This is a genomic window from Roseovarius sp., assembly GCF_027019125.1.
GTDB lineage: Bacteria > Pseudomonadota > Alphaproteobacteria > Rhodobacterales > Rhodobacteraceae > Roseovarius.
Window position 1 is genome coordinate 188,736 of sequence record NZ_JALUXE010000008.1, and the last position, 25,445, is coordinate 214,180.

At 62.7% G+C, this 25,445-nt stretch carries 25 protein-coding genes; 10 read left to right on the forward strand and 15 right to left on the reverse strand.

Features of this window, described 5'->3' with window-relative positions:
- Nucleotides 1–137: 137 nt before the first annotated feature.
- On the forward strand, nt 138–2,243 hold the full coding sequence (locus MVC20_RS05050) for a YjbH domain-containing protein (RefSeq protein WP_297539065.1): 2,106 nt from the start codon (nt 138–140) through the stop codon (nt 2,241–2,243).
- Nucleotides 2,240–2,923 carry a YjbF family lipoprotein gene (locus MVC20_RS05055; RefSeq protein ID WP_297539067.1) on the forward strand — a complete coding sequence of 228 codons (684 nt, stop codon included), beginning with the start codon at nt 2,240–2,242 and terminating at the stop codon, nt 2,921–2,923. Before MVC20_RS05050 ends, MVC20_RS05055 begins: the two co-directional genes overlap by 4 nt.
- A 4-nt stretch (nt 2,924–2,927) precedes the next feature.
- Here MVC20_RS05055 and MVC20_RS05060 read toward each other — a convergent pair whose 3' ends face one another.
- The 4 genes from MVC20_RS05060 to hutI are packed head-to-tail and all read right to left on the reverse strand — an operon-like array spanning nt 2,928 to nt 7,935.
- Nucleotides 2,928–3,410 (reverse strand): DUF1810 domain-containing protein, encoded by a 483-nt coding sequence (locus tag MVC20_RS05060; protein WP_297539069.1) that lies wholly within the window; start codon nt 3,408–3,410, stop codon nt 2,928–2,930.
- A gap of 29 nt (nt 3,411–3,439) precedes the next feature.
- The gene (gene hutU, locus MVC20_RS05065; RefSeq protein ID WP_297539071.1) at nt 3,440–5,107 is read right to left on the reverse strand and encodes a urocanate hydratase; all 1,668 of its coding nucleotides are present in this window, start codon (nt 5,105–5,107) and stop codon (nt 3,440–3,442) included.
- Nucleotides 5,108–5,158: 51 nt separating this feature from the next.
- Entirely contained in the window at nt 5,159–6,727 is a 1,569-nt protein-coding gene (hutH, locus tag MVC20_RS05070) for a histidine ammonia-lyase (RefSeq protein ID WP_297539073.1), read from the reverse strand.
- Entirely contained in the window at nt 6,724–7,935 is a 1,212-nt protein-coding gene (gene hutI / locus MVC20_RS05075) for an imidazolonepropionase (RefSeq protein ID WP_297539075.1), read from the reverse strand. The genes hutH and hutI overlap by 4 nt, the downstream gene beginning before the upstream one ends.
- Nucleotides 7,936–8,096: 161 nt before the next feature.
- Between hutI and MVC20_RS05080 the strand changes: the two genes are divergently transcribed.
- From MVC20_RS05080 to ade, 6 genes are all read left to right on the forward strand, one after another.
- Complete coding sequence (locus MVC20_RS05080; protein ID WP_297539077.1) at nt 8,097–8,810, forward strand: UTRA domain-containing protein; 714 nt, start codon at nt 8,097–8,099, stop codon at nt 8,808–8,810.
- 80 nt (nt 8,811–8,890) lie between these two features.
- A complete protein-coding gene (gene aroA / locus MVC20_RS05085; RefSeq protein WP_297539079.1) occupies nt 8,891–10,237 on the forward strand; it encodes a 3-phosphoshikimate 1-carboxyvinyltransferase in 1,347 nt (448 codons plus the stop codon).
- A gap of 97 nt (nt 10,238–10,334) precedes the next feature.
- Complete coding sequence (locus tag MVC20_RS05090; RefSeq protein WP_297539081.1) at nt 10,335–11,021, forward strand: hypothetical protein; 687 nt, start codon at nt 10,335–10,337, stop codon at nt 11,019–11,021.
- A 121-nt stretch (nt 11,022–11,142) separates the two neighbouring features.
- Nucleotides 11,143–13,185: an ASKHA domain-containing protein gene (locus MVC20_RS05095; RefSeq protein ID WP_297539083.1), complete on the forward strand. Its 2,043-nt coding sequence runs from the start codon at nt 11,143–11,145 to the stop codon at nt 13,183–13,185.
- Nucleotides 13,186–13,256: 71 nt separating this feature from the next.
- Nucleotides 13,257–13,637: a hypothetical protein gene (locus MVC20_RS05100; protein WP_297539085.1), complete on the forward strand. Its 381-nt coding sequence runs from the start codon at nt 13,257–13,259 to the stop codon at nt 13,635–13,637.
- A 100-nt stretch (nt 13,638–13,737) separates the two neighbouring features.
- A complete protein-coding gene (ade, locus tag MVC20_RS05105; protein WP_297539087.1) occupies nt 13,738–15,432 on the forward strand; it encodes an adenine deaminase in 1,695 nt (564 codons plus the stop codon).
- Here ade and MVC20_RS05110 read toward each other — a convergent pair.
- The 7 genes from MVC20_RS05110 to MVC20_RS05140 all read right to left on the reverse strand — a co-directional run bounded on the left by MVC20_RS05110 (nt 15,429) and on the right by MVC20_RS05140 (nt 19,097).
- Nucleotides 15,429–15,665, reverse strand: a complete 237-nt coding sequence (locus tag MVC20_RS05110; RefSeq protein ID WP_037276777.1) for an Lrp/AsnC ligand binding domain-containing protein — start codon at nt 15,663–15,665, stop codon at nt 15,429–15,431. The two genes, ade and MVC20_RS05110, sit on opposite strands and share 4 nt — an antisense overlap.
- Before the next feature lie 111 nt (nt 15,666–15,776).
- Nucleotides 15,777–16,580, reverse strand: a complete 804-nt coding sequence (locus MVC20_RS05115) for a DUF1217 domain-containing protein (protein WP_297539089.1) — start codon at nt 16,578–16,580, stop codon at nt 15,777–15,779.
- Nucleotides 16,577–16,981 (reverse strand): flagellar biosynthesis repressor FlbT, encoded by a 405-nt coding sequence (gene flbT / locus MVC20_RS05120; protein WP_297539091.1) that lies wholly within the window; start codon nt 16,979–16,981, stop codon nt 16,577–16,579. Before flbT ends, MVC20_RS05115 begins: the two co-directional genes overlap by 4 nt.
- On the reverse strand, nt 16,978–17,355 hold the full coding sequence (gene flaF, locus MVC20_RS05125) for a flagellar biosynthesis regulator FlaF (RefSeq protein WP_297539093.1): 378 nt from the start codon (nt 17,353–17,355) through the stop codon (nt 16,978–16,980). Before flaF ends, flbT begins: the two co-directional genes overlap by 4 nt.
- Before the next feature lie 72 nt (nt 17,356–17,427).
- Nucleotides 17,428–18,258: a flagellin gene (locus MVC20_RS05130; RefSeq protein ID WP_297539095.1), complete on the reverse strand. Its 831-nt coding sequence runs from the start codon at nt 18,256–18,258 to the stop codon at nt 17,428–17,430.
- Nucleotides 18,259–18,466: 208 nt separating this feature from the next.
- Nucleotides 18,467–18,823: a flagellar protein FlgN gene (locus MVC20_RS05135; protein WP_297539097.1), complete on the reverse strand. Its 357-nt coding sequence runs from the start codon at nt 18,821–18,823 to the stop codon at nt 18,467–18,469.
- A complete protein-coding gene (locus MVC20_RS05140; RefSeq protein ID WP_297539098.1) occupies nt 18,813–19,097 on the reverse strand; it encodes a rod-binding protein in 285 nt (94 codons plus the stop codon). The genes MVC20_RS05135 and MVC20_RS05140 overlap by 11 nt, the downstream gene beginning before the upstream one ends.
- 720 nt (nt 19,098–19,817) lie before the next feature.
- Here MVC20_RS05140 and MVC20_RS05145 point away from each other — a divergent pair.
- A complete protein-coding gene (locus tag MVC20_RS05145; RefSeq protein WP_297539100.1) occupies nt 19,818–20,732 on the forward strand; it encodes a flagellar hook-length control protein FliK in 915 nt (304 codons plus the stop codon).
- Nucleotides 20,733–20,742: 10 nt separating this feature from the next.
- A complete protein-coding gene (locus MVC20_RS05150; RefSeq protein WP_297539102.1) occupies nt 20,743–21,435 on the forward strand; it encodes a flagellar hook capping FlgD N-terminal domain-containing protein in 693 nt (230 codons plus the stop codon).
- Between the two features lie 52 nt (nt 21,436–21,487).
- Here MVC20_RS05150 and MVC20_RS05155 read toward each other — a convergent pair whose 3' ends face one another.
- The 4 genes from MVC20_RS05155 to MVC20_RS05170 are packed head-to-tail and all read right to left on the reverse strand — an operon-like array spanning nt 21,488 to nt 25,281.
- On the reverse strand, nt 21,488–22,276 hold the full coding sequence (locus MVC20_RS05155; protein ID WP_297539104.1) for a heme ABC transporter ATP-binding protein: 789 nt from the start codon (nt 22,274–22,276) through the stop codon (nt 21,488–21,490).
- The gene (locus MVC20_RS05160; protein ID WP_297539106.1) at nt 22,276–23,343 is read right to left on the reverse strand and encodes an iron ABC transporter permease; all 1,068 of its coding nucleotides are present in this window, start codon (nt 23,341–23,343) and stop codon (nt 22,276–22,278) included. The genes MVC20_RS05155 and MVC20_RS05160 overlap by 1 nt, the downstream gene beginning before the upstream one ends.
- The gene (locus tag MVC20_RS05165) at nt 23,324–24,220 is read right to left on the reverse strand and encodes an ABC transporter substrate-binding protein (RefSeq protein WP_297539108.1); all 897 of its coding nucleotides are present in this window, start codon (nt 24,218–24,220) and stop codon (nt 23,324–23,326) included. The genes MVC20_RS05160 and MVC20_RS05165 overlap by 20 nt, the downstream gene beginning before the upstream one ends.
- Nucleotides 24,217–25,281, reverse strand: coding sequence for a ChuX/HutX family heme-like substrate-binding protein (locus MVC20_RS05170; RefSeq protein ID WP_297539110.1), 1,065 nt, complete (start codon nt 25,279–25,281; stop codon nt 24,217–24,219). Before MVC20_RS05170 ends, MVC20_RS05165 begins: the two co-directional genes overlap by 4 nt.
- Nucleotides 25,282–25,445: the final 164 nt, after the last annotated feature.

Consider the following 25,445-nt stretch of genomic DNA (forward strand, 5'->3'; position numbering starts at 1 on the left):
CGCACGACAGCGGCAATCACGCCGTCAGCGGAAACTCACATTGCCGTGTCGCGCCGTGATCGTTATGGTCGCCCGGGAGAAGTTGCAAGGCGCTCGAAACCGGTGAACAGTCGATGACAATCAGATTGCGAAACATCTTGGGCGCAGCCGCCATTCTGGCGGGGACAACATGGATGTCGGTGGCCTCAGCCAATGAGCTGGTCACGACCCTGACCAACAACTACGGCACGCCCAGTGGATTGATCGACATGCCGACCGCCGAAATGGCACCGGATGCGCAATTGTCCACGACCGTTTCCTATTTCGACGGGTTCAGCAAGACCACGCTCAGTTTTCAGGTGGCCCCGTGGCTGACGGGCAGTTTTCGCTACGCTGGCACGCGGGATCTCACGCCGCAATTCGATACCTTCTACGACCGCAGCTTCGACTTGCGGTTTCGACTGTTCGAGGAAACCGATTATTCACCCGCCATTGCCGTCGGCCTTCAGGATTTCCTGGGAACCGGGGTTCTTGGCGGGGAATATGTTGTTGCCACCAAATCCGTTGGCACGCGGCTGCGGTTGACCGCCGGTCTGGGATGGGGGCGGTTCGGATCCAACAATTCGATCGGTGGATTTGGCACCAGAGCGCCGTTCAACTTTGCCGGGGTCGGCACCGGCGGGGATGTCAGCATCTCGAACTGGTTCAAGGGCGATATCGGCCTGTTTGGTGGCTTCAGCTACGAGGTATCGGACAAGCTGTCCTTTGCCCTCGAATATTCCTCCGATAGCTACGACACCGAACGACGCGCCGGCATCTTCGAGCAGAGCACCGCGATCAACGCCAGCCTGACCTACCGGATTGCGCAGGATGCCAGTGTCCGCGCCTTCATTCTGCATGGCGAAGAGATCGGCGTGAACTTCACGATCGGGATCAATCCGCGTGGCATGCCCGTACCGGGCGGTCTCGAAGCTGCGCCGCTGCCGGTTGCGGTGCGCGATCCCGACGCCGCCCGCGATCTTGGGTGGGCAGACCAGCCAGCCGCGCGTGCACAGGTTGCAAAATCGCTCGACGAAACGCTGGCTCTGGATGAGATTGACCTGATCCGCCTGCGGCTCGAAGGGCGCGCGGCCTATGTCGGCATCCAGAACGAGACTTACGACCGGACCTCTCAGGCGCTCGGCCGTACCGTGCGCGCCATGACCCGCGCACTGCCAGCCTCGGTCGAGGAGTTCCACGTCACGCTCTACACCAAGGGTATCCCGGCGAGCACGGTCAGTTTCAGCCGAACTGACATCGAGCGTCTGGAACACAAGGCCTCGGATGAGGCGTTGGCGGCGGCAACCTTTCGTGACAGCCTGCGCTTTGGAAATCTTCCCGAGCCCCTGCCGGGCAAGTTCCCGCGCTACGGTTGGAGCATTTATCCCTTCACGCGGGTCAGCCTCTTTGACCCCGATGAACCGCTGCGTTTCGACGTGGCGCTGCGCCTGCAGGGGCAGGCGGAATTGGGGCGGGGCTGGATGGCCCGTGCGGCAACATCGGTCAAGTTGTTCGGCAATCTGGATCAGTCCAACCGGTTCAGCAATTCGCGCATTCCGCGCGTGCGCTCGGATGCCGCGCGATATGCCCAATCCGATGCGCCACGTGTCGACTGGCTGACACTCAGCAAGTATCAGCGATTTGCACCGGATTACTACGGGCGCATTACCTTTGGATATCTGGAGCAGATGTATGCCGGTGTCTCGACCGAGGTCCTCTGGCGGCCAGTGGATAGCCGCATCGCCATTGGCGCGGAACTGAACTATGTCCGCCCGCGCGATTTCGATGGCGATTTCGGGCTGCGCGACAGCAACACGCTCAGCGGAACCATCCCGGATTTCAACGGACATGCCTCGGTCTACTATGATTTCGGCGGGGGCTATCACGCGCAGGTTGACGCAGGGCGCTATCTGGCAGGCGATTGGGGCGTGACCATCGGTTTTGACCGAGAGTTCGCCAACGGCTGGAAGGTTGGGGCATTTGCCACCAAGACCGACGTCTCGGCGCAGGATTTCGGCGAAGGGTCCTTTGACAAGGGCATCCGTATCACCGCCCCGATCTCCTGGCTGTTCGGCAAGCCCACGCAGCAGGCGCCAACCGCCGTGATCCGCCCGCTGACCCGCGACGGTGGCGCGCGCGTCAATGTGACGGGCCGGCTGTATGAAACCATTCGCAATTCGCACGAGCGTGACACCGTGGCAAGCTGGGGGAAATTCTGGAGATGATCGCTGCGTCCCTGCCTCGGCTTAGCCTTCTGGTTTGCGCCATGATTCTGGCCGCCTGTTCGAACCAGCGCAGCTCGGAGAATGTCTTCACCGTCACCAAGAGAGTGATCGAGCAACGCCGGGTCAAGCCTGTGGCCCCTGATCCGCAAGTGGTGCAAGCGGTGGCCGTTGATGCGCTCAATAACACGACGGGCCCCGTGCTGCTCTACCAGTTGGAGGATCGCAAGGCGGTCGCCATCCTTCGACCGATTGCCCAGAATGGCGCCTATCAAACCTGGGCCTCCTATGGCAGTTCCGAGAGGCTGAGCGCCACGACGCTGAACGGTGTGCTGGTCTCGACACGCGGTCTTGGCAATGACCTCATGTCGTCCCGGGTCGAGCCGCTTCTTGAGGTCGTCGCGCGCCGCGAGGATGGGGTGGCTACAATCCAGCAACGCTATCTCGATGGCGAGAACCAGATCGTGAACTTGAAATCCGACTGCAAGATCACGCGCGGCGAGAGCGAAACGCTGGCCAGCGTCAGTGGATCGGTGCCAGCGGTGCGGATGACGGCGGAATGCTGGCAGGCCGACCGCAGCGTCGAGAATTTCTACCTGGTCGATGCAAATGGTGTTGTGGTCCAATCCCGACATTGGGCGGGACCGACGATGGGCTATAGCACCATTCAGCGCCTGCGCTGACCGCTCAGGCCGCGCCATCCGCGGACTTGGCCGCGTTGGGATTAATGAAATACTCGTCATCTGTCGGCAGCGCCCGCCGCCCCGCCAGATAATCCAGCGTGGTTTCGCAGCGAAACCCGCCGAAATAACGCGCGAGCACATGCTCAAAGACCTCCGGGCCGCCGGCTTCGGCAAAGAGCGTTGCGCAAGACTGGAGCTTGAGCGCGTCGATTGGCCCCAAAACCCTTTCGGCCGAAATATTCTCAAGGGCCAGCATCGCCGCGCAGGTTTCGATCAGGCGCGGCCCAAGCACGGGATGCGCCAGATAAGCCCGCGCATGATCCAGATCGTCAATGGCAAAGGATTTCGCGAACTCAGAGCGCCCCAAACCCTTGACCTGAGGCAGAACGAACCACGCCCAATGCTGGCGCTTCTCGCGGTTGCGAATTTCGTTCAACGGCAGCGGCCAAATTCTGTCTTGTGCCGCGACGAAACGCTCCAAATTCATGGCGTCACCCTTTGTTGGTCAATTCCGGATCATGTCAAAATGCCCGGAAGGTTTAACCCATGTTCGCGCGCGCAATCCAGCGCAATCTCATATCCCGCATCGGCATGGCGCATCACGCCGGTTGCCGGATCGTTCCAGAGCACCCGCGCCAATCGCTGATCCGCCTCTTCGCTGCCGTCGCAACAGATCACCATGCCGGAATGCTGGCTGAACCCCATGCCAACACCGCCGCCATGGTGCAGGCTGACCCACGTGGCCCCCGAAGCGCAGTTGAGCAGCGCGTTGAGCAAGGGCCAGTCGCTGACCGCGTCCGAGCCATCGCGCATCGCCTCGGTCTCGCGGTTGGGGCTGGCGACCGATCCGCTGTCAAGGTGATCGCGGCCAATCACCACCGGTGCGCTCAACTCGCCGGTGCGCACCATCTCGTTAAACGCCAGCCCCAGCTTGTGCCGCAGCCCGAGGCCAACCCAGCAAATGCGCGCAGGCAGCCCCTGAAACGCGATCCGCTCGCGTGCCATATCTAGCCAGTTGTGCAGATGCGGATCGTCGATCAATTCCTTCACCTTGGCGTCGGTCTTGTAGATATCCTCGGGATCACCGCTCAGGGCGCACCACCGAAACGGCCCGATCCCCCGGCAAAAGAGCGGGCGGATATAGGCAGGCACAAAGCCGGGAAAGGCAAAGGCATCCCGCAACCCTTCATCGAGCGCGACCTGCCGGATGTTGTTGCCATAGTCGAGCGTGGGCACGCCCGCGTTCCAGAAATCGACCATTGCCTGCACCTGCACCCGCATCGAGGCGCGGGCGGCCCGTTCCACCGCCTTGGGGTCGGTCTCTTGCGCTTCGCGCCATTGGGCCACGGTCCAGCCTTGGGGCAGATAGCCATGCACAGGGTCATGGGCAGAGGTCTGATCCGTCACGATATCGGGGCGCACCCCGCGCCGGACGAGTTCGGGAAACACATCCGCCGCATTGCCGATCAACGCCACGCTCTTGGCCTGACCCGCCTTGCTCCAGCGGTCGATCATGGCAAGCGCTTCGTCCAGATCATGGGTGATTTCGTCGACATAGCGTGTGCGCTTGCGAAATTCGGCGCGACTCTCGTCACATTCCACCGCCAGACAGCAGGCCCCCGCCATCACCGCCGCCAGCGGTTGCGCGCCGCCCATGCCGCCCAGACCCCCGGTCAGGATCCAGCGCCCTTTCAGATTGCCGCCGTAGTGCTGCCGCCCGGCTTCTACAAAGGTTTCATAGGTGCCCTGCACGATCCCTTGCGTGCCGATATAGATCCACGACCCCGCCGTCATCTGGCCATACATCATCAAGCCCTTTTTATCGAGTTCGCTGAAGTGGTCCCAGGTGGCCCAATGCGGCACGAGGTTGCTGTTGGCGATCAGGACGCGGGGCGCATCCCTGTGGGTGCGGAACACACCCACGGGCTTGCCGGATTGCACCAGCAGCGTCTCGTCCTCTTCGAGGGTGCGCAGTGCCGCGACGATGCGGTCGAAATCCTGCCAGGTGCGCGCCGCCCGCCCGATGCCGCCATATACGACGAGTTCATGGGGATTCTCGGCGACATCGGGATGCAGGTTGTTCATCAGCATGCGCAGCGGCGCTTCGGTCAGCCAGCTCTTGGCGCTGAGATTCGTGCCGGTCGCGGGATGAATGTCGCGGATGTTATGGCGCGGGTTGGTCATGGGTGGCTCCTCGGAAAATGTTTTCGGGGCTGGCGTTCTGGGCGGATGCGTTCAGAGGGGGCGATGCCCCGCCCCACCTGCGAGCAAGAGGTCAAGGCCGCTGGCTGCCACCAACTCTCCTGTGCGCACCATTTCGGCGGCGGCGTTCAGATCGGGGGCAAGGTAGCGGTCACTGGTCAAGGGCGGGATGTCGGCGCGAAGGCGGGTAATGACCGCTTGCAGGGCGGCACTCGTTTGCAACGGCGCGCGAAAGGCAATCCCTTGCGCGGCACAGATGGCCTCTACCCCCAGAATCACGTTCAGGTTGGTATTCATCCGCCGCAACCGTCGCGCCGCATGCGCGGCCATGCTCACGTGATCCTCCTGATTGGCCGAGGTGGGGGTGGAATCCGTGCTGCAAGGATTGGCCAGATGCTTGTTCTCGCTCATAAGCGCGGCGGTCGTCACCTCCGCGATCATCAGCCCGGAATTCAGCCCCGGCTCCGGGGTCAGGAATGGCGGCAGGTCAAAGCTCAACGTCGGGTCGACCATCAGCGCCACGCGCCGTTGCGCGATTGCGCCAATCTCCGAAATCGCCATGGCAATCTGATCTGCGGCAAAGCCTACGGGTTCCGCATGGAAATTGCCACCTGACACGATCATGCCGCCGTCGGGATGATCCGCGTCCACCAGCACAAGCGGATTGTCGGTCACGGCATTGGCCTCGATCTCCAGAACCTCGCCCGCGTGACGCAAGAGATCGACCGCAGCCCCCGACACCTGCGCCTGACAGCGGATGCAATAAGGATCCTGCACACGGCTGTCGCCCTCGCGGTGGCTCTCGCGGATTTCACTTCCCTGCATCAAGGCCGCCTGAGCGCGTGCCACGTCGATCTGACCGGGGTGACCGCGCAACTGGTGGATTGCGGGCACCAGCGGCGCGGTGGAGCCCATGATCGCATCGGTCGAGAGCGCCGCCGTGACAACGCAGCTTTGTGCATTGCGCCACGCCTCCCACAGGCCCGTGAGCGCGCAGGCGGTCGAGAACTGCGTGCCGTTGATCAGCGCCAGCCCTTCCTTGGGGCCTAGGGTGATGGGGGCAAGACCCTGCCGCGCGAGCGCGGCGGCACCGGGCAGGCGTGCGCCGTCCACCCAGGCCTCGCCGGCGCCGATCATCACCGCCGCCATATGGGCCAGCGGAGCCAGATCGCCCGAAGCCCCGACCGATCCCTGATCCGGCACCAGCGGTGTGACGCCCCGCTCCAGCATCGCCTCGATCAGGGTGATCGTGGACCAGGCCACGCCCGAGGCCCCACGCCCAAGGCTCAGCAATTTGAGTACCATCATCAGCCGGGTTGTGGACACATTGAGCGCATCGCCCACGCCGCAGCAATGCGACAGGATCAGATTGCGTTGCAACTCGGCGGTCTTTTCCGGCGCGATCTTTACGCTGGCCAGTTTGCCAAAGCCGGTGTTCACACCATACACTGCCGTATGTCCTGCGGCCGCCTTTGCGACAAGCGCATGCGCGGCCTCGACCGCAGGCTGCACATTTCGGTCGAGGGTGGCGGGCAAGGCCTCTCGCCAGATTGTTTCCAATGTCGCCAGTTGCACCTTGCCGGGAACCAATGTGACGGTCATGCCGTGCCTCCGAAAATCCGCCGCCAGAGCGGGTTATATCCAATGCGATAGGCGAGCTCGGCAGGATGCTCGATATCCCAGATCGCCAGATCGGCGCGCGTGCCCGCAGCGATCACGCCGCAATCGTCCAACCCAAGGGCGCGCGCCGCGTGGCGGGTAACGCCGGCCAGTGCCTCTTCCGGCGTCAGCCGAAAGAGCGTGCAGCCCATGTTCATCGTCAACAAAAGCGAAGCCATGGGCGATGATCCGGGATTGCAATCCGTGGCCAGCGCCATGGGCACGCCCTCGGCGCGAAAAGCCTCCACCGGCGGCAGACGTGTTTCGCGCAGCGTGTAGAACGCGCCGGGCAAGAGCACCGCGACGCTTCCCGATTGCGCCAGCGCTCTGGCATCCTCGGCGGTCGCATATTCCAGATGATCCGCGGAAAGCGCGCCGAAACGCGCCGCCAGACGTGTTCCGCCCAATTGGCTCAGTTGCTCGGCATGCAGCTTGACCGGCAGGTCAAGCGCGCGTGCTTGGGCAAAAAGAGGCTCCAGCTCCTCAGGCGAAAATGCGATCCCCTCGCAGAATGCGTCCACGGCATCGACCAGCCCCTCGGCCTGGGCCGCTATCAGGCCCGGGATGCAGATCTCGGAAACATACGCTAGCGTATTGCCTTTGAATTCTGGCGGCACCGCATGTGCGCCCAGAAAGCTGGTCTTGATCCGGATGTCGCGCACGCGGGCAATCGACCGCGCCACGCGCAGCATTTTGAGTTCGGTGTCGATATCGAGACCATAGCCCGATTTCACCTCGAGCGTGCAGACCCCTTCGGCGATCAGCGCATCGACAAATCGCAATGCGCCGCGCAACAGCGTCTCTTCCGAGGCCTCTCGCGTCGCCTTGACGGTCGAGAGGATGCCCCCGCCGGCGCGCGCCACCTCTTCATAGCTGGCCCCCTGCAGCCGCATCTCGAATTCGGCAGAGCGATTGCCGCCATGCACCACATGGGTATGACAATCAATCAGCGCCGGGGTTACGACACGCCCGTCAAGGTTCTCTTCCGGTCCGTCATAGCCCGAGGGCAAATCATGATCTTGGCCTACCCAGACAATCCGCCCTGCGTCGATCAGGAGCGCACCACCGGGGACAAGGCCATAGGGCCGCCCGGCCTGCATCGTCGCCAATGTTGCATTGCGGAAAAGCATGGTGCGGTCCTCATCAGGCATTTATGCTCAATATGTCTATACATAATAATCCTGTCAAGATCAGGATCACGCGACACGCCCCTCAGACATGCTCCGGTTCTTGCCTTGGGCATAGGGCATGGCGTAACGCTCTTTGGATGTGCAGGCACAAACCGCTTGCCCGCAAAACCGATGTAGGGCGCATGACCGAACCGCAGTTCAAAACTTGGCAATCCATTCAGGACGAAGTGCTGCGCCGCATCCATGCACGGGAGTGGCCGCCGGGTGCGGATATTCCGAACGAGGCGGATTTGGCGCGCGAGTTCGGTTGCGCGCGTGCGACCGTCAATCGCGCCCTGCGTGCCTTGGCCGAGTCCGGCTTGATCGAGCGGCGGCGCAAGGCGGGCACGCGCGTGGCCCTGCATCCGGTCAGCCGCGCCACCGTCGATATTCCGGTCATCCGGCAAGAGGTGGTGGCCCTTGGCAAGACCTATGACTACCGCCGCTTGAGCCATGCGCAGGCCATGCCCCCGACGCATGTGGCACAGCGTCTTTGCCCCGCTGCGCCCAGCACAGCCCTGCATGTCACGGCGCTGCACCTTGCCTCTGGCGCGCCTTTCGTGTTCGAGGATCGCTGGATCAATCTCGACACTGCCCCTGCCGCTGGCACACAGGATTTCTTGGCGACGAATGCGAATGAGTGGCTTTTGGCCCATGTGCCCTATACCCATGGGGAAATCCGCCTTTCTGCAGAAGCAGCCTCGGAGAACGAAGCCCGTATCCTGCTCACTGACCCCGGCGCGCCCCTCTTTGTCATGGAGCGCCTGACATGGGATCACGCGCGCCCCGTGACGCTCGCGCGCCTCTGCTACGCGCCGGGGCACCGGATCGTGACCCAATTGGGCACCGCGCCCTGATCCAAGGCTGCGATGGTCATGGACGGGTCCGCCTGCTTGGGCTATCAGGCGGGCGATACAGACCACTGAAGAGGCGCATCATGTCCGGCCACGGCACCCCTATCCCCATGACCTCTCACCGCTCCGGGCCGCTGTCCGGCGTCGCCGATGTGCCGGGAGACAAGTCGATCTCGCACCGCTCGCTGATCCTGGGCGCGCTGAGTGTGGGTGAAACGGTGATCACCGGGCTTCTTGAAGGCGAAGACGTGCTTGATACGGCCAAGGCGATGCGCGCTTTTGGTGCTGAGGTGACGCGCGATGCGGCGGGCACATGGCATGTGCATGGTGTGGGTGTTGGCGGCTTTGCGGAACCTGACCACGTCATTGATTGCGGCAACTCTGGCACGGGCGTGCGATTGATCATGGGGGCGATGGCCACCTCGCCGATCACGGCCACCTTTACCGGAGATGCAAGTCTGAACAAGCGCCCGATGGCGCGGGTCACGGACCCTTTGGCTCTCTTCGGGGCACAATCGGTCGGGCGCGCAGGCGGGCGGCTTCCCATGACCATCGTGGGTGCGGCCGAACCTGTTCCAGTGCGCTACGTCGTGCCCGTGCCCTCGGCACAGGTCAAGAGCGCGGTGCTCTTGGCGGGTCTGAATGCGCCGGGGCATACCGTGGTGATCGAACGCGAGGCGACGCGCGATCATACCGAACGGATGCTGGCCGGGTTCGGGGCAGAAATCACCACCGAAGAAACCGAAGAGGGCCGGGTCATCACCCTCACCGGTCAGCCGGAGTTGCGGCCCCAGACCATCGTGGTGCCGCGCGATCCCTCGTCGGCGGCTTTTCCTGTCTGTGCCGCCCTGATTGTCCCCGGTTCGGATGTTCTGGTGCCGAATATCGGGCTTAACCCGACACGCGCGGGCCTCTTTACCACGCTGCGCGAGATGGGGGCCGACCTCAGCTACGAGAACCTGCGCGAAGAAGGCGGCGAGCCTGTCGCCGACCTGCGTGCCCGCTTTTCGCCGGACCTCAAGGGGATCGCGGTGCCACCCGAACGCGCGGCCAGCATGATCGACGAATATCCCGTCCTCTCGGTGGTGGCGGCCTTTGCCACTGGCGAAACCGTGATGCGCGGCGTCAAGGAATTGCGCGTCAAGGAAAGCGACCGGATCGAGGCCATGGCCGCCGGGTTGCGCGCAGGCGGTGTCGAGGTGGAAGATGGGCCGGATTGGTGGATCGTGCGCGGCCGGGGTCATGGCAATGTGCCGGGCGGCCAGATCTGCGCCAGCCATCTCGATCACCGGATTGCCATGTCTTTCCTCGTGATGGGCATGGCCAGCAACGCACCTGTGCAGGTCGATGACGCAAGCCCCATCGCCACGTCGTTCCCGATTTTCGAGGGATTGATGGCGCGGCTTGGGGCCGACATCAGACGCGACTGAGAAACGGGTTTTCCAAAGATCGCACAGAATGCAAATGCGCGTGATTTGCACGTGAGTCCCATTGTGCGCGCGAAGGCGCCGGGCATAGACTCGCCTTATGGATGACTCCGCCCGCCACGCCACGCCACCCGCGCCGCCGCCTGTGAAAACAGGCGTGCTGCGCACGCTGTTGCGTTTGGCCGCGCTGGTTATCCTGGCGCTTGCGATGCATGTCTTGTTCACTTGGGCCGAGAGTTATGTCCTGAAAAACGAACAGGGCTGGACGATGCCGGGATTCCTGGTTCTGGCCCTGCTGGTCTATGCCGTGCTCATTGCCATCCCCTTTGTGCCGGGAATCGAGATCGGGTTGATGGTTCTGGCCGCAGGCGGGGGCGATATCGCGCCTTTTGTCTGGCTGGCCACGGCCTCTGGGCTGACGATGGCCTATATGGTGGGGTGCAAAGTCCCCTATCGTTGGCTCCATCGGGTTTTGCTCGATCTGCATCTGACGCGTGCCTGTCGCTTGTTGGAAGAGTTTCAGTCCCTCTCGACGCAAGAGCGTGCCGGGTTTATCGCGGCCCAATTGCCGGGGCGTTATCTCGACTGGATTGTCCATTATCGCTACTTGCACCTTGCGGTGCTGATCAATGTTCCGGGCAATTCGATCATTGGCGGCGGCGGTGGCATTGCCTTTGTCTCGGGCCTGTCCGGCGTTTTTCGCGCGCCTCTGGCGGTCCTGACGCTCTTTGCGGCGACGGCCCCGGTGCCGCTGACGATCTGGCTCTTTGGCTGGTCGCTGACCTGACGGGCCCTGCCAGGGCTTAGCATGCCGCCCGCCGACGATTTTCTGACGCTTGTGGGCTGTCGGACAAGCGCCTATGGCTTATGTTCCGCCCAAGCAACGCCTCAGAAGCAGGATTTCGCATATGTCGACCGACCCACTTGTCGTTTTCACGCCCTCCGGCAAACGCGGACGCTTTCCCAAGGGAACGCCGGTCTTGACGGCCGCGCGCCAGCTTGGCGTCGATCTCGATTCGGTCTGCGGCGGGCGCGGCATCTGTTCAAAATGCCAGATCACGCCGGGCTATGGTGAATTTTCCAAACATGGCGTCACCGTCCACCCCGACGCTCTGTCGGAATGGAACGCGGTCGAGGAACGCTATGACCAGAAACGCGGCTTGAAACCGGGCCGCCGTCTGGGCTGTCAGGCACAGATCATGAGCGATGTGGTGATCGACGTCCCTCCAGAGAGTCAGGTTCACAAACAGGTGGTGCGCAAGGCCGCCTCTGCCCGCGTGATCGAGATGGACCCGGCCACACGTCTCTATTTCGTCGTGGTGGACGAGGCCGACATGCACGAACCGACCGGCGATTTCGAAAGGCTGAAACGCGCGCTCAAGGCCCAGTGGGAGATTGAGAACATCGAGGCCGATTTGAGCCTCTTGTCCAAATTGCAACCTGTGCTGCGCAAGGGCAAGTTCGAGGTGACGGTCGCCCTGCACCGTGGCCATGCCGAGAGCCCGGCACAGGTGCTGGAGATTTGGCCCGGATTGCATGAAGGGGGCCTCTTTGGTCTGGCTATCGACCTGGGTTCGACCACGGTCGCGGCCCATCTCACCGATCTTGAAACGGGCGAGGTCAAGGCATCTTCGGGCATCATGAACCCGCAGATCCGTTTCGGTGAAGACCTGATGAGCCGCGTCAGCTATGCGATGATGAACCCCGGTGGTGACCGTGAAATGACTGCCGCCGTGCGCGACGCGATCAATACCTTGGCCGAAGAGATTGCCAAGGAGGCCGGGATTGACGCCAACCTGATCGTCGAAACGGTGTTTGTCTGCAACCCGGTGATGCACCATCTCTTGTTGGGCATCGACCCGGTAGAATTGGGCCAGGCCCCCTTTGCGCTGGCGACTTCGGGCAGCATGGCCCTGAACGCCCGCGAACTCGATCTGACCGCAATCAACCCGCGTGCGCAGGTCTATGTGCTGCCGTGCATCGCGGGCCATGTCGGGGCCGATGCCGCCGCCGTGGCGCTCAGCGAAGAGCCCGGCAAATCCGACGACCTCGCTCTCATCGTCGATGTGGGCACAAATGCCGAAATCCTCTTGGGCGACAAGACGCGCGTGCTGGCCTGTTCGTCGCCCACCGGGCCTGCCTTTGAAGGCGCGCAGATTTCCAGCGGACAGCGCGCTGCCCCCGGTGCCATCGAGGCCATTCGCATCGACCCCGCGACCAAGGAGCCCCGGTTTCGCGTGATCGGCTCCGAGCTTTGGTCGGATGAGGAGGGTTTTGATGCTGCGGTTGGCGACGGTGGCATCACCGGCATTTGCGGTTCCGGCATCATCGAGGCGGTGGCCGAAATGCGTATGGCGGGGCTTTTGGACGAAAGCGGTCTGATCGGGTCGGCCGAGGCCACGGGCACGGCGCGCATGATCGAGGATGGGCGCACCCATTCCTATGTCATCCACGACGGCAGCGCCAAGGGCGGGCCGGTGATCACCGTGACCCAAGGCGATATTCGCGCCATTCAACTTGCCAAATCGGCGCTTTATGCTGGGGCGCGCCTCTTGATGGACGAACGCGGTGTGGACAAGGTGGACCGCGTTGTTCTGGCCGGTGCCTTTGGCGCGCATATCTCGCCGCTGCATGCGATGGTCCTGGGCATGATCCCCGATGTGCCGCTCGACAAGGTGACGTCGGCGGGCAATGCGGCAGGGACCGGTGCGCGCATCGCGCTATGCAACGTGGCCGCCCGGCGCGAGATCGAGCGTGTGGTGGGTGAGATCACCAAGGTCGAAACCGCCATCGAGCCGAAGTTCCAGGAGCATTTCGTTGCCGCCAATGCGATCCCGCACAAAACCGACCCTTTCCCGGAATTGGCGAGTGTCGTGAGCCTGCCATCGCCCAGCTTTAACACCCATGGCGACGGCAGCGATGGGGGCCGGCGCAAACGTCGCCGCGCATGATGCATAATCAGCACTTTTCTTTGTCCGGAGGGCAGGCTAAGCACGCGAACATTCTGTGAAAAGGTAATCAAATGAAACAGTTGTTCGTGCCAGCTCTCCTGTCCATTTCGCTCTTGAGCGCCTGCGGTGGCCGTACCCCCGATCCGGTGGCCGAGGTCCAGCCAGGGGACAGTGCCCTGAGCTGCGCGCAGTTGCGCGGTGAAATCACGGCCAATACCCGCGCCATCGAGGGCCTGATCAAAGAGCAGGAAACCAAGACCGCGCAGAACATCGTGGCCGGGACTGCCGGGGCGTTTCTGCTCGTGCCGTGGTTCTTCATGGATATGAAGGGTGCCGCAGGTGATGAGGCGCGCGCCTATCAGCGCCGCAACGAGGCGCTGATCAGCCGCTACAACGGCATGTCCTGCAAACCAGAGATGAAGCTGGCAAAACCAACGGCATCCGCCGAGTAAGGACATCCCCACCGCAAGCCAGTGCTCGGCGCGTTGCGGCCATTAGGCTTGCGCTCGGTCCTCTGCCACGCGACACTTGCAATATGTCGGAGGGCAGATCATGGCAGATCTAGAGCAGCGCATTGCACAGGGCCGCGGTGATGAACCCGCAGATCTCGTGCTGAGCGGTGCTCGGGTCTTCGACCTTGTCACCGGGGATATGATTTCCGGTGATGTCGCTATCTGCGGCGATACTGTTGTGGGCATTGGCGCGGCATACGAGGGGCGCGAGGTGATCGACCTTGCGGGGTTGATCCTTGTGCCGGGTTTCATCGACACGCATCTGCATATCGAAAGCTCTCTCGTCACGCCCTTTGAGTTCGACCGCTGTGTCACGCCGCGTGGCGTAACCACCGCGATATGCGATCCCCACGAGATCGCCAATGTTCTGGGGCTGGAGGGCATCCGCTATTTTCAGGCCGCCTCTGAACATACCCTGATGGACATTCGGGTGCAGCTCTCGTCCTGCGTGCCGTCAAGCCATATGGAGACCTCGGGCGCGCAGATTGACGCCGAGGACCTGCGCGCGGTGATGGGGCATCCCTCGGCGATCGGTCTGGCCGAGGTGATGAATTTTCCCGGTGTGATCCACCGCGATCCGGGAATGATGGCCAAGCTCCGGCTCTTTGCAGGGGGGCATATCGACGGGCATTGCCCGCAACTCTCGGGGCGCGATCTCAACGCCTATTGCGCGGCAGGCATTCGCACAGAGCACGAGGCGACCACCGCGGAAGAAGCACGTGAAAAACTGCAACGTGGCATGCGCGTGCTGATCCGCGAAGGCTCGGTCAGCAAGGATCTGCATGCCCTCGCCCCTCTGCTCTCGGACATGACTGCACCCTATATGTGCCTTTGCACCGATGACCGGAACCCGCTGGATATTGCGGAAGAGGGGCATCTCGACCACATGATCCGCGTTCTGATTGCAGAAGGGGCATCGCCTGTTGCCGCCTATCGCGCGGCCTCGCTCTCGGGGGCAGAGGCGTTTGGCCTCCGGGATCGTGGGCTGATTGCGCCGGGGCGGCGGGCGGATATCGTGGCCGTGAGGTCGCTTGAGGCCTGTGATGTGCAGCATGTGTTCTGCGCCGGGCGGCGCGCCGATGCCGCGGCCTTTGCCGCACGGGGCACGGTGCCTGCGATCGGGCGACATTCGGTGCGTGCGCCGGCGATTCGCTCGCAGGATTTCCGCCATGCCAGCAATCGGGCCGAGACGGATGTGATCGGCATTCTGGAAGGCAAGATACTGACCGCGCATCTGCACGAACGGATTGAGCCGGTGAACGGAGATAAACGCCCCGACGTCGCGCGCGACCTCGTTCGAATCGCGGTGATCGAGCGGCACGGCAAGAACGGCAATATCGCAACCGGCTTTGTTCGCGGTTTTGGGCTTAGATCCGGGGCTATTGCCTCGACCGTTTGCCACGACCACCACAATATCGCCTGTGTCGGGGTGGATTATGCGGATATGGCCCTTGCCGCCACGCGGTTGGGCGAGATTGAGGGGGGCTTTGTCGTTGTGCAAGGCGGGCAGGTTCTGGCGGAGCTGCCCTTGCCGCTCGCAGGATTGATGAGCCTCGAGCCCTTCGAGATGGTCCAAGACCGTCTTGTCGACCTGCGCACCGCGGCACGATCCCTTGGAGTCACCTTGCAGGAACCCTTCCTGCAACTGGCCTTTCTCGCGCTGCCCGTCATCCCGGCGCTCAAGATCACGGACCGGGGCATGGTCGATGTCACCCGGTTCGAGATCCTGGGTTAAAAGGCCTTGAATGTCAGGGTCGTCTCAGTCCGTTCGATCCCGGCGATGTCCAGTAGATTATCGTTGATATATTTGCCGACATCCTCGGTCTCGGGGATGTAGAGCTTGAGCAGCAGGTCAAAGGGACCGGAGGTGGAGTAAAGCTCCGAATGAATTTCGCGCAAGGCGATGGCCTCGGCCACGCGATAGGAATGCCCCGGTTTGCAGCGGATATTGATAAAGACGCAGCGCATGTATCTCTCCTGTTGCTCAGCCCCATAGGGCTTTTACTCGCAGGCAATTGCAACGGCAAAATCAGAGATTTCTTGCTGCAGCGGCATAAGCCCCACAAGGAACAGCCGGTATCAAATCCTGCGCGGAACCGATTGCAGCAAGGTCAGTGCGATGGCCTGCGAGGATTGAACATTCACGCTGGCCACCTGATCGCGCAACAGGAAACGTCGGATCAATTGTTCACGCAGGTTCTCATCGCCGAAATCCGAGAGCGCACTGATGTTCAACTGTCGTGCGCTGCGCGATTTGATCTCGTCCAACTGCCGGTCAAGATCTGCCTGCGCGAAACTGTCCGGTAGGCCGAGCGCCACCTCGAACACACGCCGCAGGGGCGGGTTCCCCAAAATTCGGAACCAGCGCGTGTCTTCGGACTCGGCGTCGCGTGCGATGTCGCCCAGCTCGCGCTGGACGTTCAGGGCCAGACGCAGGGCCTGATCCTGATCCCCGATGTCGACCTCGAATTCCCGACGGCGGAATTTCTCGGTGATTTCGGTGCCGAAACTCGAGAGTTGCGTGCGCGGTACCGGGCGGTCGGCAAAGGCAAACGCCTCGGACAGTTGCTTGTAACGGTCATCCGCAAGACGATTGGCGAGCGCGTCGTCCCGAATCGTGCCTTCCTCAAGGATGGCGCGGATAAAGGCACGGTTGTCGATATCTTCCTGAAGCCCAAAGGCTCCCAAGGCCACCCGTAACAGCCGGCGGTCAGAGACCAGCCCCTCTGCCGTCGTGATCTTGCCGATGTTCTGTTCGAAATACTCGGTATCGCGCACGATCTGCGGGGATTTGTTGAACAGATCCGTCTGCCGCTCAAACGTGCGCGACAAGAGCGCCCAGCCCGGCAATCCTCCAATGGTCAGGACCGGGCTAAAGTTCATGATGCGCGATGCGCCAACAGACGCTCTTCACGCGGCAGCAGGATATGCAGGGCCTTGAGACATTTGTAATTTTCTCCGTCCAGAAGCGCGCGCGTGGCAAGGGTCAGCTGGGTTCGGCTGTCGGGATCGCGCAAGACCTGGCTCAACTCCTCGATGCGGCGCAGGGCCTGACGACGCGCGTCCTGAGGGTCGCCATCCCCCGAGAGCAGAAGTTGTGTGGCAAAACAGGCCCGGCGCACGGGAGTCGTTGCGCCTTCGGGATGAATCGCATCCCGAAGGCGCAGAATATGCGCATTCGGCGTCATGATGGACAGCCGCGAACGACGATCACCATTCTCGATCACGGCACCGTTGATGAGCACCCGCTCTTTCGGATTGAGTTTCAGGACAAGGCCGCTCATTGGCTGGCCCTCCGGTCGCTCAGCCCACGCATGATGGCGGTGTTGATGTCGATCAGGGGCTGTAGCGATGCCTTGGTGGTCAACACCGCACTGCTGTGCCGATGACAAAACTGCGCGAGAGAGACAATCTGGGCCCGCAGCGGCGCCGGCAGCGGATTCTGAGCGTCTGCCACGTCGGTGGCGAGGATGGTCCAGAGCCGCCGGTTGTCATGCAAGGCTGCCGCAAGATTTGGTATGTCTCGCGGGTCCTGTCCCGCGGCTACCACAAGGCGTTGGGTCACGCGGGCAAAGGCATCATATTCCAACCCACGGTCGGTCCGCACGGACCGGGCCTGGTCGCGATAGGCGCTCTGCGCAAGACGGGTCGCATTCACGTCATGTCCTTTCAAATTCGGTCTGTCACAGGTCACGTGTCAGGGGCGCCCCGAAAGGCGCCCCTGAGTGTTTTAGTTCCTGAACAGCGACAGGATGGCCTGCGGGGCCTGATTGGCGATGGACAGCGACTGGGTTGCCAACTGCTGTTGCACCTGCAACGCCTGCAACCGCGCCGAGGCCTCCTCCAGATCGGCATCGACCAGCGCGCCGATGCCGGATTTCATGGCATCCGTCACCTTGCTGACGAACTCGTTCTGATCCGAAATCCGTTTGGCCGACGCACCAAGTGCGGCTGCGCCGTCCACCGCCGTCTGGATATGGACTTCGATCGCCGCAAGCGAGGTGTCGGCGGCAGCCGAAGTCGACACATCGATGTTGCTCAGGTCAAGGTTGGTCTCGAAATCGACAGAGGCCACCGTGATGTTCGAGGCTGTCACCGTTCCGGTCGCATCACGGTCGAGCGAGGACAGCACCGTGATCCCGGCATTGCCGGCGGCATTGAGCAGGTTCGCCCCGTTGAACTGCGACGCGCCGATGATCGACGTGACCTGATTCACCAACTCGTCGACATCGTTCTGGATCTTGGCGTGATCGACGTTTTCACCGGTTGCGGCGACGACCTTCTCCTTGATCTCATTGAGAAGGTTGGTGATCTGCTCGGCCCCGGCCGAGGCCACGGCGACGGTCGACTCGCCCAAGGACAGCGCGTCAGACACGGCCTTGAAGCCGCTGACATCGGATTCCATCACTTTGGAAATGGCGAAGATTGCGGAATTGTCCTTGGCCGTCGCCACGGCCTTGCCCGTCGAGATCATATCCTGGGTCTTGGCCAGGTTTGAGTTCACGGATTGCAGGGTCTGAAGTGCCACCATGGCGCTGTTGTTGGTCAGAATACTGGACATATCATGTTCCTTTAGGGTTTGGCGTATTTCGCCATTTCTGTGTCCGTTTCCCGGGTGGGGAACGATCTGGGCTGTCTTTCTGACGATTGCAGGATGCGGGAAATCCCGGCTGCGCCATCCGTTCGGGATGCAAGAGGCAGAGTGCCTTCAAGATGCTAACGGAGTGCTAAACCCCTCTGCCGAAACTCCGAGAATTTTAGCCAAACTGTCAGGCGCGTTTTTCGAGATGGTGCGCAATCTCGCCGGGAATGGAGTGTTTGCGTCCATTCTGGTCATATGTGTCCAAGGAACGTCGAATGCGCCGATGCGCTGCGAGGCGGGCGGCCACGGTGCGAATCCCCTGCAACGCCCCGTCAAGCAGCGCCTGATTGCGGCTCAGCTTCCCGTGAACCGCTGTCAAATCGCCAGCTGTCGTTGCATTGGCGTTCAGCGCGTCAATCAGGCGTTCCTTTTCCGACATGAGCGCCGTGATCTGCGAGAGATCCCCGCGCAGCAACGCGTTACGCTCCTCCTCCAGAATGACATCAAGCTGCTGGATCAAGCGGTTGCTCTGGTCAGTTGTCATTGGCGCGCTCCATCATGGATTGAAAAAAGACATCCGCAAGCCCGATGCCCCCGGCCTTGACCATCTCCTGCGCCAAAGCCTCTCGGTGAAAGGAGGCGAATTGCGATTCGCCCGTGCTTGCCCCGAAACCGTCGCTCTTGGGCTCGAGCCCCCCGAACTTGAGCATTTCGGCGAGAAAACTTGCCTCCAGTCGCTCGGCCACAAGCCGGGTGGGGCTCGGGGTATGTGCTGGCCGGTCCACGGAACCGGAGGCGGCAGATACTGGATCAGTCATTAGAATCCCTCAAATTGATCACACTCGGCTCAAGAAGAACCGAAACCGGTAAAGAAGCAGTAACCGGTTTCTGCGATCTTCGACGGTAACGTCATGCAATGCCGGAGGGGTCTCATGTCTGCCATACCCGCCACGTATCCTGTGAATCCCGCGCTTGAGCGCGCACCGTCATCGCAGACCGTTTTGGGCGCGTCGGATGCTGGCACACTCTCATCTGAGCGCGCACAAACATTCGGTGGTATCTTTCAAAGGGCCGAAGAGGACGCCGCGGAACGTCAGAGAGAAGAGGAGGATTTGTCAGATACCGGGATTGCTGCATCTCCTGCGGATGTCGCTCGGACACAGCCGCAAGAGGCGGCGTTGTCTGACACCGGTCTGCCTGCAACCGCCGCCGCGTCCGGGCCAAGTGTCGGATCGGTGCCCGCCTTGTCGGACGTCCCCGACCAATACGGGCAGGTCGTGCCATTACCCTCTGACAAAGTGTGGCCTGGGATAGGGAATGGTTCTCTGTCCGAGCCGATCAAGGATCACGGATCCGGGCAGGAGACCCCGTATATCGCCAATGGCGCGCAGACGCCGGCCGGGCAACCGGGGGTGGATAGGCACAAGCCTCTGGACATGCAAGGACAGGCACCTTGGCCGAACGGATACGCTTCCGCGCCCTCTGACAGCCAATCACAAGGGGTTGCGCCAGAGGCCTCGCAAGAGCGGCACAGGGACATGCCTCAAGGTTCCAGGGCAGCGGCAAGGGCAGAGTTGGAAGAGCACGCCAAATGGCCCATTTCCGCGCGCGCGGACCTTGCCAAGCTCAAGCCCCTGGCGAGGGCGGAAGTCGGCCTTTCCCTGCCGCCCGGCATGCGCAAATGGGCCGGGCTTGAAGGCGCAGCTCTGGCCGCTTTTGCGGGGCAATCCGACATTGACCCAGAGAATGCTGCGGAAACAGACCGGGTCGCCGTCACGCCGCAGGGGACGAGATTTGGTTCAGGTCCGTCCTTTGTGACGCAGAGGGATATTGGGTCCTTGCCGCTGTCAGCTTTGGTGATGCGGTCATCGGGGCTGGCCGGTCTCCACGCGCAGGATGCCTTGTCACTGGCACCGCTGTCTTCCGACGCAACCGTGACTGATCTTGGAGATGCGGGGGGCATGCCATCGGGGGCAGAACTATCCGACTGGCGCGTTGCTCCCCCTGTGGGACCAAATCAGCCTCTCAACGCCTTGGCCCGGCACGATCTTGCACAGGCGCTTGCCCAGCAGATTGCAGTAGCGGTGCACGCGGGTGATGGAGGAAAACCGACTGTTGATCTCAGGCTCGCGCCCGAAGAGCTGGGCCGGGTGCGCCTGAGTGTGAGCAGCCATGAGGGTGTCGTGACCGTGTCGGTCGTCGCGGAACGTCCAGAAACGCTGGATCTTTTGCGGCGGCATGTCGAGGCGCTCGCCAGAGGGCTGCTGGATGTCGGGTATCAAGAGGCGCGATTTTCCTTTGCCGGTCAGAACTCTGGCGAGAACGTGGCAGGCGCACCGAAAGCACAAGGTTTCGCCCAACCTGACGAACAGGGGTTGAGCCCCATTCCGCCCTTGCCCACGGGGCGTCCTGCACCCGCGATGATGGGCGGGCGCATCAATGTTCTGATCTAGAGGAAACAAGATGGATGTGACGACGATTCCCCCGGCCACCGGTCTGGGCCGCGCAGCGGCAGCCGCCGCCCCTGTGCCGGATGCCGCCATTGCGCGCCCCGCGCCCGGCTTCAGCTCTGATTTCGAGACCTTTCTCAAGATGCTCACGACCCAGTTGCGCAATCAGGACCCACTCAATCCGATTGAATCCTCGGATTTTGCCGTGCAACTGGCGACCTTCTCGACGGTCGAACAACAGGTTCTGACCAATGATCTGCTTGCCGATCTGGGCGCGCGACTGGGCGCACAGGGCTTGTCGCAAGTGTCCGGATGGATCGGGATGGAGGCGCTGTCGACCGGTCCTGTCGCCTTCTCCGGGCAACCGGTTTCCCTGATTGCCACTGTCGACTCCCAGGCGGATGCCGCCGAGATCGTGGCGACCGACGCCCGAGGCATCATCGTCAACCGCCAAGCGATTCCGGCGCGCTCTGGTCCGGTTGTCTGGTCCGGCCTCGATTCGGCAGGCTTCCCCCTCGCGTCGGCGGAGTACACGCTCACGGTGCACTCTCTCGCGGGTCAGGAAACCATCGCGCGCCATAGCGCGACCTTCTATCGGCAAATCGCCGAAGCACAGTTCGAAGCCGGGGAGACCGCGCTGATTCTCGAGAATGGCGAACGGATCGCCCCGGCGCAGGTTCTTGGCCTGCGTTCTGCAGCGCGATAACGGCTCGCTCGTAACGTGGGTTTTGCGTAGGGCTTGGCGCTCTCTGCCGTCATCATCCCAAGAACTCTTGCGCGGCTTGGGGCAGCAGATAGGGCACATGTCCAAGCGGCGGCGTGCTGACCCTGAGAGCGCAGCCGTAAACTGCCGAGAGTCTGTCAGAGGTCAGCACCTCGTGCGGTGTGCCGGCACCGGCAATCTTGCCCTGTTGCACCATCACGACATGATCGGCGAACATCGCGGTCAGGTTCAGATCATGCATCACCGCGACCACCCCGCCCCCTGCCTGTGCATAGGTGCGCGCAATTCGCATCACGCTCAGCTGTTGGCCGATATCCAGGCTCGAGACGGGCTCGTCCAGGAAGAGCCAGTTTGCCCCGCCCGGTCCAACAGGCTCCCATACCTGGGCGAGAACCCGCGCCAACTGGACCCGCTGCTGCTCGCCGCCCGAGAGATCCGGATAGAAGCGGTTGGCCAGATGCGCCAAACCCACGCGCGCCAGCGCGCTTTCGGGAATATCGGCGCGGGCTGCATATTGTCCCGCGCCATGCCCGATCCGCACCAGTTCGCTCACCGTGAAGGGAAAAGCGATCCGCGTGGCCTGCGGCAACACCCCGCGCCGCGCGGCAAGGGTTGTGGCCGCGCGCGGATGCACATCCAGGGGGCCAAGCCGTACCACGCCCGCAGCGGCGGTCTCGCCGGTCAACACCCTCAACAGGGATGTCTTGCCAGAGCCGTTCGGGCCCACAATGGCCGTGATCTCGCCTGCTCGGGCCGAGAGGTTCGCATCACGCAGGATGGTCTTGCCCCCAATCGCGAGCGTGATCGCTTGCGCGCAGAGCATCAGAAATCCCCCATCGGGCGCTGCCGTAGCAAGATCCAAAGAAAGACGGGCGCACCGACTACGGCGGTAACTATTCCGATAGGCAGTTCCGCCGGTGCGATGATCACCCGGCTGACAATATCCGCGCCGAGCAACAGGCTTGCGCCCAACAGCGCCGCGTTAACGAGAAGCGGGCTATGGTCTGGCCCGGTCGCCAACCGAAGCAGATGTGGCACCACGATGCCGATAAAGCCTATCCCGCCCGAGACTGCGACCGCACCGCCAGTGGCCGCTGCTACCGCGAGAATGGCCAGCGTCTTGACCCGTTGCACCGGAATGCCCAGGTGAAGCGCCGTCGCTTCGCCAAAGGCCAGCCCATTAAGGCCGCGCCCAAGCGTCATAGCCCCCGCCATGGCCATAAGCAGGATCGGCGCGGCGGTGGCCACTTTGACCCATGTTGCCCCGGCCAGCGACCCAAGTCCCCAGAATGTCAGATCACGCAATTGCTGATCATCCGCCGCATAGACCATGAGGCCCGATACCGCGCCCGACAAGGCGCCAAGTGCAATCCCCGCCAGCAGCATGGTTGCCACCGACGTCCGCCCGCCGCGCGTCGCGACGCCATAAAGCAGAAGCACCGAGGCCCATCCCCCCAAGAACGCCGCGACCGGGACCAGAAATGGCCCCAGACTGTCGTGCAGCGCGATGGGCAAGAGGCTGCCCAACACAATTGCCGTGACCGCCCCAAGACCGGCCCCGGCGCTGACCCCCACGATCCCCGGATCGGCCAGCGGATTGCGAAAGAGCCCCTGCATCACCGTGCCCGAAACCGCCAACGCCGCGCCCACCAGCACCCCCAAAAGCACGCGGGGGAGGCGCACCTCCCAAAGAATGATGCCTTGCACAGGCGTCTCCGCCGCCCCGGCGCTCATCACCGACCATAGAGATACGCCCGAAGCCCCCGTTTCGAGACTGATGGCGCAGGTCAGAACCAGACAGAGACCCAGCCAAAGATGCGCCCGGCGCGCCCGCGCCCGGCGATCCTGGCGATGGTCGTGGGGCAGGGCATCAGCTTGGGTCACGGTCATCGTGCGCGGCCTTCGCGGTGCCATAAAGTGCCCTGTTCAGATCCAGCGCCGCCCTAGCGGTGCGCGGCCCAAAGCCCAAGAGATAGAGCCCATTCATCCGCACAATCGATTCAGTCGCACGCGCGGGCGTGACCCGGATCGAAGGCAGGGCAAAGAGCTGTTCGTCAAGGATGGCATGATCCCCCGTGCGGTCCATCATGAGGATCACGTCAGGGGCGGCTTCTGCCACGGCTTCGTCGGTCATTTGCTTGTAGCCGTCAAACTCCGTTACAGCGTTGATGCCTCCCGCCATTGCGATGATTGCGGCGGCTTGCGTGTCGCGCCCGGACGCAAGGATGCGCCCGCCTTGCAGGCTGAGGATGAAGAGCACGCGCTTGCGCGCCGTCTCGGGCAGCTGCGCCCTGCGTTCTGCGGCGGCCTCGAGTGCGGCGCGTGTCTCTGTCGCCAAGGCTTCGGCGCGGTCGGGCACGCCCAGTGCCGCGCCGACGGCGGCGATCTTGGTCAGGATGCCCTCTGCGCTTTGCGCCTCGGGGATGCTGACAAAGGTCACGCCAGATTGCGCGAGGACCTCGATCGCCTCGGGTGGGCCAGCCCCTTCTATGGCCAGGATGAGGGATGGCGCGACCGAGAGCACGCCTTCGGGGCTGAGCGCGCGGGCATAGCCTACGTCGGGCAGTTCCGTCACTTTGGGCGGAAAGGTCGAGGTGGTGTCGCGCGCGACCAGCCGATGCCCCTGTCCCAAGGCATGTACGATCTCTGTCACCGATCCGCCGATGGAGAGCACGCGGTCTGCCTCTTGCGCAAGGCTCGCCCCGGCCAGAGCCAAAACCGCCACTTGGGCCAAGAGCACCCGGCGCGTCAGGGTGCGTCCGCTCATGTCAGCGCCTCCGCATCCGCCTTTTGCAGGCCCGGCAAGGCCTCGACGATCTGGCCAAAGGCGGCGCGGCTGTCGCGCCCCTCTTTGCCAAGCCCGAAAATTTGAAAGATCAGCGAGCCTTGGGCGTCGAACGCTTCGACGGAAATCGCGGCACCGCGTTGGGTGGGTTTGTCCACTGCCCAGACCTCGGCCACGTGATCCAGCCGCAGGTGCAAGTTGAAGCCCGGATCCATCACGTTTTGCCACGGCCCCATGGGTTTGAGCGTGACAATGGGGCCCGAATGGATCTGGATACAGCCCCGATTGCCGACAAAGATCATCACCTCGGTGCCCGACAGTGCCAGTTTGGTCAGCAGCGTATTCACGGCTCCGGTCGCCAATGCGCGCACAAACGGCGCACCCGCGATGCGGTAGGCCCCCAGCCGGTTCATTCGTAACTTGGACGTGAGGCGCAGGAATTGATGCGTATCGGTCATGCGCCGCCATTCCTCGCGCAGAACGTCGAGTTTGTCGGTATTGGATTTCGCGGCCTCGGGGGGCTGGCGCGGATCGACCGTGAGGGTCGGGGCTTGTTCCGGCAGGGCCAGCGAGAGGCGCAGCGCCTCCCATGCGGTCAAAGACGAGGTATCGCGCAGGAAAATCTTGTGTACCGCGTCGCCTGCGGCATCAAACACTTGCAGGCTGCGTTTGGGGCCGGAGTCGGTCTCGGTCTCGACCATGAAGGCATGCCGCCAATGGCTTGGGAACATCCTGAGGTCGATCTCCTCGGTCAGCACCATCGCCGCGTGTTGGCCGGTGTGATAATTGTCATACCGCCCCACTTTTTCATGCACGCAGCTCTCGTTGCGGGTGAGGGCCATCACCTCACCCAGCCGTTGAGCAGCTCCAATCACCTGATCGGGATGGGCGGCGATTGCGGTCACGCCGCGCCCGACGTGAGCGGCGACAAGTTCTGCTTCACTGATTCCAAGGCGGTCCGCTTGATCGCGGCTGCGCATCTTGGGGTTCTCGGCCTGAAAGGCCCGGATTGCGTCGGGGGTAAGGGGAGCGGGGTTTGTCATGCCGGCCTCATGTCTGGATGGATGGGCTGGCTGCATCGCACCTTGGGCGCGGACGTGGCTCTGAAATACGATCCCTGAAATCCGGATCGCAATCTTGACTCTTTTACTCATAAAAGATTAAGGAGCGCAAGGCCGATCCGGAAAAGATCGCGCAACTACTGAAA

Coding starts and splice junctions, on each gene's coding strand:
- MVC20_RS05055 (WP_297539067.1), top strand. CDS start 2,240: ATGATCGCTGCGTCCCTGCCTCGGCTTAGCCTTCTGGTTTGCGCCATG.
- MVC20_RS05060 (WP_297539069.1), bottom strand. CDS start 3,410: ATGAATTTGGAGCGTTTCGTCGCGGCACAAGACAGAATTTGGCCGCTG.
- hutU (WP_297539071.1), bottom strand. CDS start 5,107: ATGACCAACCCGCGCCATAACATCCGCGACATTCATCCCGCGACCGGC.
- hutH (WP_297539073.1), bottom strand. CDS start 6,727: ATGACCGTCACATTGGTTCCCGGCAAGGTGCAACTGGCGACATTGGAA.
- hutI (WP_297539075.1), bottom strand. CDS start 7,935: ATGCCTGATGAGGACCGCACCATGCTTTTCCGCAATGCAACATTGGCG.
- MVC20_RS05080 (WP_297539077.1), top strand. CDS start 8,097: ATGACCGAACCGCAGTTCAAAACTTGGCAATCCATTCAGGACGAAGTG.
- aroA (WP_297539079.1), top strand. CDS start 8,891: ATGTCCGGCCACGGCACCCCTATCCCCATGACCTCTCACCGCTCCGGG.
- MVC20_RS05090 (WP_297539081.1), top strand. CDS start 10,335: ATGGATGACTCCGCCCGCCACGCCACGCCACCCGCGCCGCCGCCTGTG.
- MVC20_RS05095 (WP_297539083.1), top strand. CDS start 11,143: ATGTCGACCGACCCACTTGTCGTTTTCACGCCCTCCGGCAAACGCGGA.
- MVC20_RS05100 (WP_297539085.1), top strand. CDS start 13,257: ATGAAACAGTTGTTCGTGCCAGCTCTCCTGTCCATTTCGCTCTTGAGC.
- ade (WP_297539087.1), top strand. CDS start 13,738: ATGGCAGATCTAGAGCAGCGCATTGCACAGGGCCGCGGTGATGAACCC.
- MVC20_RS05110 (WP_037276777.1), bottom strand. CDS start 15,665: ATGCGCTGCGTCTTTATCAATATCCGCTGCAAACCGGGGCATTCCTAT.
- MVC20_RS05115 (WP_297539089.1), bottom strand. CDS start 16,580: ATGAACTTTAGCCCGGTCCTGACCATTGGAGGATTGCCGGGCTGGGCG.
- flbT (WP_297539091.1), bottom strand. CDS start 16,981: ATGAGCGGCCTTGTCCTGAAACTCAATCCGAAAGAGCGGGTGCTCATC.
- MVC20_RS05130 (WP_297539095.1), bottom strand. CDS start 18,258: ATGTCCAGTATTCTGACCAACAACAGCGCCATGGTGGCACTTCAGACC.
- MVC20_RS05135 (WP_297539097.1), bottom strand. CDS start 18,823: ATGACAACTGACCAGAGCAACCGCTTGATCCAGCAGCTTGATGTCATT.
- MVC20_RS05140 (WP_297539098.1), bottom strand. CDS start 19,097: ATGACTGATCCAGTATCTGCCGCCTCCGGTTCCGTGGACCGGCCAGCA.
- MVC20_RS05145 (WP_297539100.1), top strand. CDS start 19,818: ATGCCTCAAGGTTCCAGGGCAGCGGCAAGGGCAGAGTTGGAAGAGCAC.
- MVC20_RS05150 (WP_297539102.1), top strand. CDS start 20,743: ATGGATGTGACGACGATTCCCCCGGCCACCGGTCTGGGCCGCGCAGCG.
- MVC20_RS05155 (WP_297539104.1), bottom strand. CDS start 22,276: ATGCTCTGCGCGCAAGCGATCACGCTCGCGATTGGGGGCAAGACCATC.
- MVC20_RS05160 (WP_297539106.1), bottom strand. CDS start 23,343: ATGACCGTGACCCAAGCTGATGCCCTGCCCCACGACCATCGCCAGGAT.
- MVC20_RS05165 (WP_297539108.1), bottom strand. CDS start 24,220: ATGAGCGGACGCACCCTGACGCGCCGGGTGCTCTTGGCCCAAGTGGCG.
- MVC20_RS05170 (WP_297539110.1), bottom strand. CDS start 25,281: ATGACAAACCCCGCTCCCCTTACCCCCGACGCAATCCGGGCCTTTCAG.